The sequence below is a fragment of the Vibrio sp. IB15 genome, from assembly GCF_016406055.1.
In the GTDB taxonomy this organism is placed as follows: domain Bacteria; phylum Pseudomonadota; class Gammaproteobacteria; order Enterobacterales; family Vibrionaceae; genus Vibrio; species Vibrio chagasii.
In genome coordinates, this window is the sequence record NZ_JAEFCE010000035.1 from 42909 (window position 1) to 52123 (window position 9215).

A 9215-nucleotide genomic window follows, 5' to 3' on the forward strand; every position below is an offset into this window, starting at 1 on the left:
CTATGCATCCAGCATTATGGGTAAGTAAAACAGGTTTAGACGCCCAACAAACCAATATTTCAACGATTTCAAACAACCTTGCTAACGCCTCGACGATTGGTTTTAAAAAGAGCCGTGCAGTATTTGAAGATCTGTTCTATCAGAATATTAACCAGCCTGGCGGTCAGTCGTCTCAGAACACTGAGTTACCAAGTGGTTTGATGCTAGGTGCGGGTTCTAAAGTGGTTGCGACTCAAAAGGTTCACACACACGGTAACGCGCAGACTACGTCTAACAGCCTAGACATGATGATCGAAGGTGACGGTTTCTTCCAAGTTGAAATGCCAGACGGAGAAACAGGTTACAGCCGCAATGGTCAGTTCACATTGAACGGTGACGGCGCAATCGTGACATCGGGTCAAGGTTACCCGCTACAACCAGAAATCGTTATTCCTGAAGATGCAATCTCAGTGACAGTAGGTAACGACGGTGAGGTATCGGTTCGTCTCCGTGGTGAGCAAAACAACGTAGTGGTAGGTCAGATCACTATTACTGACTTTGTAAACCCAGGCGGTTTAGAACCAGTAGGTCAAAACCTTTACTTGCCGACTGGTGCAAGTGGTGATCCACAAGAAGGTGTACCTGGTTTTGATGGCCTAGGTAATATCCGCCAGTCGATGCTAGAAACATCGAACGTAAACGTAACCGAAGAGCTTGTGAATATGATTGAAGCTCAACGTGTTTACGAAATGAACTCGAAAGTTATCTCGTCGGTAGACAAGATGATGAGCTTTGTTAACCAACAGCTGTAATCGGTTAATTCACCGCTTACTTGTTTCGTATTAATCGACGTGTTCGTCATGACTTGCTGAGAGTATATCGCCATGAAACGTATTTTTTGTTTAGCCTTGTTTTTATCTATGAGCGGTTGTTCTGTATTGGATCCAATTGAGACGCCAGCAGAAGAGAACGCGACCACAGTGGTTGATGCGGTAGAAGGTGATAAATCGGCTCAAGAAAGTTCAGGCATTGTTGATACGCTTCGCGGCCGAACGGACCCTATTGCCGGTGATCCTGCATGGGCGCCAATTAATCCAAAACAGAAGCCAGAGCATTATGCAGCGGCAACCGGTTCACTATTCAACGTAAACCATATTGGCAGCATGTACGATGATTCAAAGCCTCGCGGTATTGGTGACATCATTACTGTGGCATTGGATGAAAATACTCGTGCGACGAAAAAAGCCAATGCAGATATGTCTAAGTCGAATGACTCATCAATGGAGCCTTTGGCTGTTGGTGGTCAAGAGTTAACAATAGACAAGTACAACTTCTCGTACGACCTAAGCAACACTAATACCTTCGCAGGTGATGCTTCTGCTAATCAGAGCAACAGCATCAGTGGTTACATTACTGTGGAAGTGATTGAAGTGCTTGCTAACGGTAACCTAGTGGTGCGTGGTGAAAAGTGGATGACATTGAACACCGGTGATGAGTACATCCGCTTAAGTGGCACCATCCGTCCAGACGATATTGATTTCGACAATACCATCGCTTCAAACCGTGTTTCTAATGCTCGAATCCAGTATTCAGGTACCGGAGTGCAACAAGATATGCAAGAGCCTGGATTCTTGGCACGATTCTTTAATGTATCTCTGTAGAGCTTGAGAGGGTGTCGACATACTGACAGCCCGTGTTATTCAAAATATTTCGCTAAGTTATTATTAATTAAAGCAATACAGACAGGTTACTCAATGAAAAAACTGACACTCGTACTATTTGGCATGCTATTTCTTGCCACCAGTGCCCATGCTGCGCGTATTAAAGACGTGGCAAAAGTGGCGGGTGTTCGTAGTAACCAACTTGTCGGTTATGGTTTGGTCACGGGTTTGCCGGGTACCGGTGAGACAACTCCCTTTACCGATCAAACATTTAACGCGATGTTGCAAAATTTTGGCATCCAATTGCCGCCTGGCACTAAGCCAAAAACCAAAAACGTAGCGGCAGTAATTGTTACCGCTGAACTGCCGGCTTTCTCTAAGCAAGGTCAGGAAGTTGACGTCACGGTTTCTTCTATCGGTTCGGCAAAAAGCCTACGTGGTGGTACCTTGCTACAAACCTTCCTAAAAGGTCTAGATGGTCATGTGTATGCCGTCGCGCAAGGTAACTTAGTGGTAAGTGGTTTTAGTGCTCAGGGTAACGATGGTTCTAAGATTGTCGGCAATAACCCTAACGTCGGTATCATCTCTAGTGGTGCAACAGTAGAGCAAGAGATCCCAACGCCTTTCGGCCGTGGCGACTACATCACCTTCAACCTAATCCAATCAGATTTCACAACAGCGCAGCGCATGGCTGATGCGGTTAATAATTTCTTAGGCCCACAAATGGCGTCTGCGGTTGATGCGACGTCTGTAAAAGTACGTGCGCCTCGAGAAATCAGCCAACGTGTGGCTTTCTTATCGGCAATCGAAAACATTGAATTTGATCCAGCTGAAGGCTCAGCGAAAATCATCGTTAACTCTCGTACTGGTACTATTGTCGTTGGTAAGCACGTGCGCCTAAAAGCGGCGGCGGTAACACACGGCGGTATGACAGTCGCGATTAAAGAAAACTTAAACGTGAGCCAGCCGAATGCATTCTCTGGTGGTCAAACGGTAGTGGTTCCAGACTCTGATATCGAAGTCACTGAAGCCGATGGCAAGATGTTTAAGTTTGAACCTGGCCTAACATTGGATGATTTGGTTCGAGCGGTTAACGAAGTGGGCGCAGCGCCTTCTGATTTAATGGCAATCCTTCAAGCACTGAAACAAGCGGGTGCGATTGAAGGCCAGCTGATCATTATCTAAGGAATAGAGCATGATTAAGAATAACAACGACATCGGCTTTATTCACGATATCGGTAGCCTAGACCGTCTTCGTCAACAAGCAGTAAACGGTGAAGAGGGCAGTGAGAAAGAAGCACTGACCGCAGCGGCAAAACAGTTTGAAGCGATTTTCACCTCAATGTTGTTTAAGTCGATGCGCGATGCGAACTCTAGCTTTAAATCGGATATGTTGAACAGCCAGAACGAACAGTTCTACCGCCAAATGCAAGATGATCAAATGGCGAGTGAGCTCAGTGCGAATGGCTCACTAGGCCTTGCGGATATGATTGTTGCTCAGTTAAGTGCCGGCCAATCTAGCGACGCGACAGAAGATAAGGTTCGTAGCGAAGGCTTTGATACTTCATTGCAAAGACCACAATTCTCAGGTCGTTCAGATGAGAGAACGTCAGAAATCCAATCTGCGTCAGCAGCCAAACAGCCGGTCTCTTTCGACTCACCAGAATCATTTGTCGCTTCAATGAAGCCTTACGCAGAAAAAGCGGCAAGCGCCCTTGGTGTGGATTCATCTCTACTATTGGCTCAAGCGGCACTGGAAACAGGCTGGGGCTCTAAGATGGTTAAGAACTCTCTGGGCAACAGTAATAACCTGTTCAACATCAAAGCAGACAGAAGTTGGAAAGGCGATAAAGTGGCAACTCAAACACTCGAGTTCCATGGTAAAACTGCCGTTAAAGAATCGGCCTCTTTCCGTTCTTACTCTAGTTTTGAAGACAGCTTCAACGATTATGTGAAGTTCTTGAACGAAAACCCAAGATACGAAACAGCGCTGCAGCACCAAGGTAATTCAGAGAATTTCATCAAAGGGATTCATCAAGCAGGCTACGCAACCGACCCTAACTACGCTGATAAAGTATTGCGAGTTAAAGCTAAGATTGATGAAATGAACTAGGTCAAATCGATTGAACACCTAGAGCTTGCCAGTGGCAGGCTCTTTTCTTATATGCTGTATAAGATTCAACACCATCACACATAGTTATCTCTTTATACTTCAATAAATTAACGCCTTTTGATTATCTTCTTTATCTGTTGGCATACATATTGCTATTTAAACTGGTAGTTAATCAGTTTATCCTGATTTTGTTAAGTTTTTTGGGGGCATTATGGCGTCGGATCTTCTGAATGTAGGGGCACAAAGTGTTCTTACTGCTCAGAGACAGCTAAACACCACAGGTCATAACATTTCTAACGCCAATACAGAGGGCTATAGCCGTCAATCTGTGATTCAAGGTGTTAATGACCCGCGCCAGTACGGTGGTCAAACCTACGGCATGGGTGTGCATGTGGAAAATGTTCGCCGCTCTTGGGACCAATTTGCCGTCAATGAACTTAACCTATCGACAACCAATGCCGCCAACAAAGGCGACACTCAAGGCAACTTGGACATGCTGTCGAACATGTTGTCTTCGGTGGCTTCGAAGAAGATTCCAGAAAACCTAAATGAATGGTTTGACTCGGTTAAAACCTTAGCCGATACACCGAACGACGTTGGTGCTCGAAAAGTCGTAATCGAGAAGGCTGGGTTACTCACAAAAACGTTGAATGAATTTCATGAGACGGTTCGTCAACAGTCTGATTCTACGAATAAAAAATTAGATATGGGTATCGAGCGAGTCAACCAACTCGCGATCGAGATCCGTGATGTACAACGCCTGATGATGCGAACTCCTGGGCCTCATAACGACCTGCGAGATCAGCATGAAAAGCTAATTAATGAGCTTTCTGGTTACACCAAAGTAACGGTGACACCACGCTCAAATGCCGAAGGCTTCAATGTCCATATTGGTAACGGCCACACCTTAGTATCAGGCAGCGAGGCAAGCCAGCTAAAAATGGTGGACGGTTTGCCTGATGCACACCAGCGTCGTTTGGCGATTGTTGAAGGAAAGTCTTTAAAGCCGATCACCAGCAGTGACATTGATGGAAAAATCGGTGCCATGTTAGACATGCGAGACGAACACATCCCAGCAATCATGGATGAGCTCGGCCGCTTGGCAACCGCGTTTTCGTACAAGGTTAATGCTCTTCAAGAGCAAGGCTTGGATCTCAACGGCAATGTGGGTAAGAACCTGTTTACCGATGTGAACTCTGAGCTGGTGGCAAAATCTCGTGTGACGGCAAGTGGGCAATCCAAAGCGGATGTCGCTGTGTTTATTGATGATACTTCTGCCTTAAAAGGTGGAGAGTACGGTCTTAAATACGATGGTAGTGATTACGTGGTGACCAAGCCAAGTGGCGAAACGGTCAAAGTGAGTACCGATTTGAGCGGCAACGCATTTTACCTTGATGGTATGCGCGTCGAAATTCGTAATCCGCCTGAACTTGGTGAAAAGCTGTTACTGCGTCCAACGCGTAATTTTGCCGCGCAGATTCATATGGCAACCACAGATCCAAAAGACATTGCCGCACAAAGCTATGAGGCATCGACGACGTTTGCCAAGGGTACTGCTGGGTTCAAAATCCTAGAGGCAGGCCAACTGCGTGAGTTTGAAGTGATCGTATCACCCAAGGGTGAGCAATTCGCGGTGACGGATCCAAAAGGCAACATCTTAATGCAGCCTCAACCGTATCCACCACAAGGGCCAGTGACGATTAACGGCACGACCTTCGAGTTGACGGCAGGCGCGTTGGCAAACGACAAATTTACGGCAAACCTTGTCCCATCAGAAGGTGACAATGGCAACTTGCGTAAGCTGCAAGATCTCCAAACGGGCAAGATCTTGAACGATGGTGAGTCTACGATTTTAGACCTTTACCACAACCTGAATACCAATACGGGTCTGAAGTCTTCAACGGCTAATCGCTTGAGTGATATTGCGACGTTAGAAAAGCAGTCAGCCCAGGAGCGTATTGCTTCAATCTCAGGGGTTAACCTTGATGAAGAAGCGGCAAACATGATGAAGTTTCAACAAGCGTATATGGCTTCTTCACGCATCATGCAAGCTGCTAACGATACCTTTAATACTATTTTGGCTCTGAGGTAGGAAGTATAAATGTTAAATCGTATATCTAGCTTCCATAACTACCAGTCCGTACAAAATGACTTGCGCCGCCAAGAGAACAAGGTGCATCACAACCAGGCGCAACTCGCTTCGGGTAAGAAGCTGCAGTCGCCAAGTGATGACCCGTTAGCGACGCACTATTTACAGAATATTGGTCAGCAATCAGAGCAGCTTAAACAGTACGTTGATGCTATTACTCTGGTTAGAAACCGCCTTGAGCACCATGAGGTGATGATCGCTAACTCGGAAGGCTTTGCTGATGAAGCAAAACGAACCGTGATGGAAATGATCAACGGCGCGTTGTCACCTGAAGACCGTTTAGCGAAGAAGCGTGAAATCCAAGAGTTAGCGAATAACTTTTTGTACTTAGCAAACTCTCAAGACGAGTCTGGTAACTACACATTTGCTGGTACTAAGCCAAAAAGTCAGCCCTTCTTTCGCGATAACGAAGGAACGGTGACGTATCAAGGTGACGACTATCAGCGAAAGATGCGTGTAGCGAGTAGCTTTGAAATGGCGATGAATGATCCGGGCAGTAAGTTATTTATGGAAATAGATAACCCATTCGGTGATTACGAGCCTCAATACGAGCTTGAGCCCGCATCTGAATTACTACTTGGTCGTGCAACAAACAGTGCAGAAGATGGTTCTACTTATAAAGTAACCTTTGTTGATATGCAGACTGGTAAGTTTGCGTACCAACTTGAAAAAGATGGCGCTGTGGTTGCTGCTGAAGATTTTGACCCTGCGACTGGCATTGTCTACGAAGGGCTAAATATTCAGTTTAAAGGACAAGTCACTAAGGGCGATTCGATCACCTTAGAGCCGAGAGAGACATTCTCGATCTTTGACACGTTCAAAGAAGCGGCAGAGCAGGTAGAAAATCCAGTGTCCGATGCATCGGCAACGGCAAAACTGCACCAAATGACGGAAGAGTTCCATGCTGCGTTTATCCATTTAACGAAAGCGAGAACGGATGTTGGTGCCCGTTTGAGTACATTAGATATTCAAGAGCAACAGCATGAAGATTTTAAGTTGTCTTTGGCGAAAGCGAAAAGCAACTTTGAAGATTTGGATTACTCGAAAGCCATCATTGAATTCAATGAAAACTCTCGAGCACTGCAAGCTTCACAGCAAGCGTTTGGCAAAACAAAAGACCTAACCTTGTTTAACTATATTTAACGATTGATCGGTATTTAGTGGTGAACTGCTAAATACCACGGAGTCGATTCTTTGCCTTATGTGCTATGCCATACGTGCGAATGACTTCAAAAATTGCCGCTTTTTCGTACGAAGCATAATGTTTCTTGATATAGCGGCAAAAAACGGCAACAAGAGGATGAGGGCAGTTTCATCTTCTAAAAGTAAACAATCATAATCGCGTTTAATTTTCTGTAAGTTTTTGATTATTAGTAAATAAAAAAATTATTTATACAAAATTAAACTTGGCATACAACTTGTATCTGTGTTGGTTATAAATGATTAATACAGATCTTAAACCTTGTGTAAGGTTTATTGAGTAACATACGGTCAGTGCTTATCCATATGAGAGTAAAGCTGGCCGCTTCGCAGAGAGCTTGCGAACTCATAAGGAGAGCAAAATGGCAGTTAATGTAAGTACTAACGTTTCCGCAATGACAGCGCAGCGTTACCTGAACAAAGCGTCTAATGACTTAGCGACTTCTATGGAGCGTTTGTCATCTGGTCACAAGATCAACAGCGCGAAAGATGATGCGGCAGGTCTGCAAATCTCGAACCGTCTAACGGCTCAGTCTCGTGGTCTTGATGTGGCAATGCGTAATGCCAACGACGGTATTTCGATCGCTCAAACAGCAGAAGGCGCGATGAACGAATCGACTAACGTACTACAACGTATGCGTGATCTAGCGATTCAATCATCAAACGGCACTAACTCGCCGGCAGAGCGTACTGCACTGAATGAAGAGTCAATGGCACTTCAAGATGAGCTTAACCGTATCGCGGAAACCACATCGTTTGGTGGTCGTCGTCTACTGAACGGGTCATTCGGTGAAGCTTCATTCCAGATTGGTTCTAACTCTGGTGAAGCAATGATCATGGCTCTGACAAGCATCCGTGCAGATGACTACCGTATGGGTGGTACTACGTTCGACTCAGAAAACGCGAAAGATAAGAACTGGGAAGTGCCGCCAACAGCGAGCGATCTTAAGTTTGAATTCAAAACTAAAGCGGGTGAAGACATCGTTCTAGATATCAACACTAAAGCGGGTGACGATATTGAAGAGTTAGCGACTTACATTAATGGTCAATCTGACTTACTAAATGCATCGGTTACTGATGACGGTCGTTTACAGTTATTTGTAGCAGAACCAGACCTAGCTGGCGCTATGTCAATCTCTGGTGGCTTGGCATCTGAGCTTGGAATTAAGAGCGAAGGCCGTGCAACATCAGTTCAAGATATCAGTCTAACAAGTGTTGCTGGTTCACAGAACGCTATCAGCGTTATTGATTCTGCATTGAAGTACGTAGATTCACAGCGTGCTGATTTGGGTGCGAAACAGAACCGTCTAAGCCACAGTATTAATAACTTGGCAAACGTTCAAGAGAACGTAGACGCTTCAAACAGCCGAATCAAAGATACGGACTTTGCGAAAGAGACGACGCAAATGACCAAATCACAAATTCTGCAACAAGCAGGTACTTCAATACTTGCTCAAGCAAAACAATTGCCTAACTCTGCAATGTCACTATTGCAATAGTTATTGGTTGAACTTGCTGCTCGTGTTCAGACGTGAGCCATGCAGCAAGGGAAACTGGCAAGCATACTTACTAGTGAGTGTTTAGCTCTCTCATCTCTCACCTGCTATCCATTTTTACGGTAAGAATGCAACGGCGAGTCGGAAATGTGTTCATTTCTCGATGATCTCCACACAGGCTCTGACGCGCCAACTAGCCCCGGTTCTCTCAAAGGAAAAGGGGCTTTTTCCTTTCTGAAGATTGTGTTTTATTTTCCCTTCTAACGATCTTTCTTCGTTTTCTCGCTCTGCTAGTTTTAATTTTCTCTGCCGACTTTGTGAAAAACAGCTCACCTTTTTGCCTACTATTTGCCCACAGCCATGAATTTTGCTGATTGATCATTTCTGTACACAGGCTAACTAAAAAACCAGTTTGAACGTTTTTCAAACAACCCACATGCTCTCAATAACAAAAATCTACAGTTATTTTAGAAAGTTTAATTTTTTAAGTTGTTGAAATTTTTATGGTTAGTGATTTTTTTTGTGGTTTTTTAAAAGTTTTTCTAAAGCTTCTGATTTTCGAGCCGTTATTAAAAGTAACTTTGAGAGAACTACTTGGTTTTCCGAGACGTCGGAAA

7 protein-coding genes are annotated in these 9215 nt (G+C 44.8%); all 7 read left to right on the top strand.

What is annotated here, in order from left to right:
- The first annotated feature begins 2 nt into the window (after positions 1-2).
- Positions 3-791, top strand: coding sequence for a flagellar basal-body rod protein FlgG (gene flgG, locus JC606_RS13970; protein WP_004739713.1), 789 nt, complete (start codon positions 3-5; stop codon positions 789-791).
- Positions 792-863: 72 nt separating this feature from the next.
- Positions 864-1640: a flagellar basal body L-ring protein FlgH gene (gene flgH / locus JC606_RS13975; RefSeq protein WP_102426545.1), complete on the top strand. Its 777-nt coding sequence runs from the start codon at positions 864-866 to the stop codon at positions 1638-1640.
- Between the two features lie 93 nt (positions 1641-1733).
- The gene (locus tag JC606_RS13980; RefSeq protein WP_198778791.1) at positions 1734-2825 is read left to right on the top strand and encodes a flagellar basal body P-ring protein FlgI; all 1092 of its coding nucleotides are present in this window, start codon (positions 1734-1736) and stop codon (positions 2823-2825) included.
- A gap of 10 nt (positions 2826-2835) precedes the next feature.
- Positions 2836-3753 (top strand): flagellar assembly peptidoglycan hydrolase FlgJ, encoded by a 918-nt coding sequence (gene flgJ, locus JC606_RS13985; protein WP_105024505.1) that lies wholly within the window; start codon positions 2836-2838, stop codon positions 3751-3753.
- Between the two features lie 211 nt (positions 3754-3964).
- Positions 3965-5845, top strand: coding sequence for a flagellar hook-associated protein FlgK (flgK, locus tag JC606_RS13990; RefSeq protein ID WP_137409102.1), 1881 nt, complete (start codon positions 3965-3967; stop codon positions 5843-5845).
- A 9-nt stretch (positions 5846-5854) separates the two neighbouring features.
- Positions 5855-7045, top strand: coding sequence for a flagellar hook-associated protein FlgL (gene flgL / locus JC606_RS13995; protein ID WP_008218248.1), 1191 nt, complete (start codon positions 5855-5857; stop codon positions 7043-7045).
- A 419-nt stretch (positions 7046-7464) separates the two neighbouring features.
- A complete protein-coding gene (locus JC606_RS14000) occupies positions 7465-8601 on the top strand; it encodes a flagellin (protein ID WP_008218250.1) in 1137 nt (378 codons plus the stop codon).
- The last annotated feature ends 614 nt before the right edge of the window (positions 8602-9215 follow it).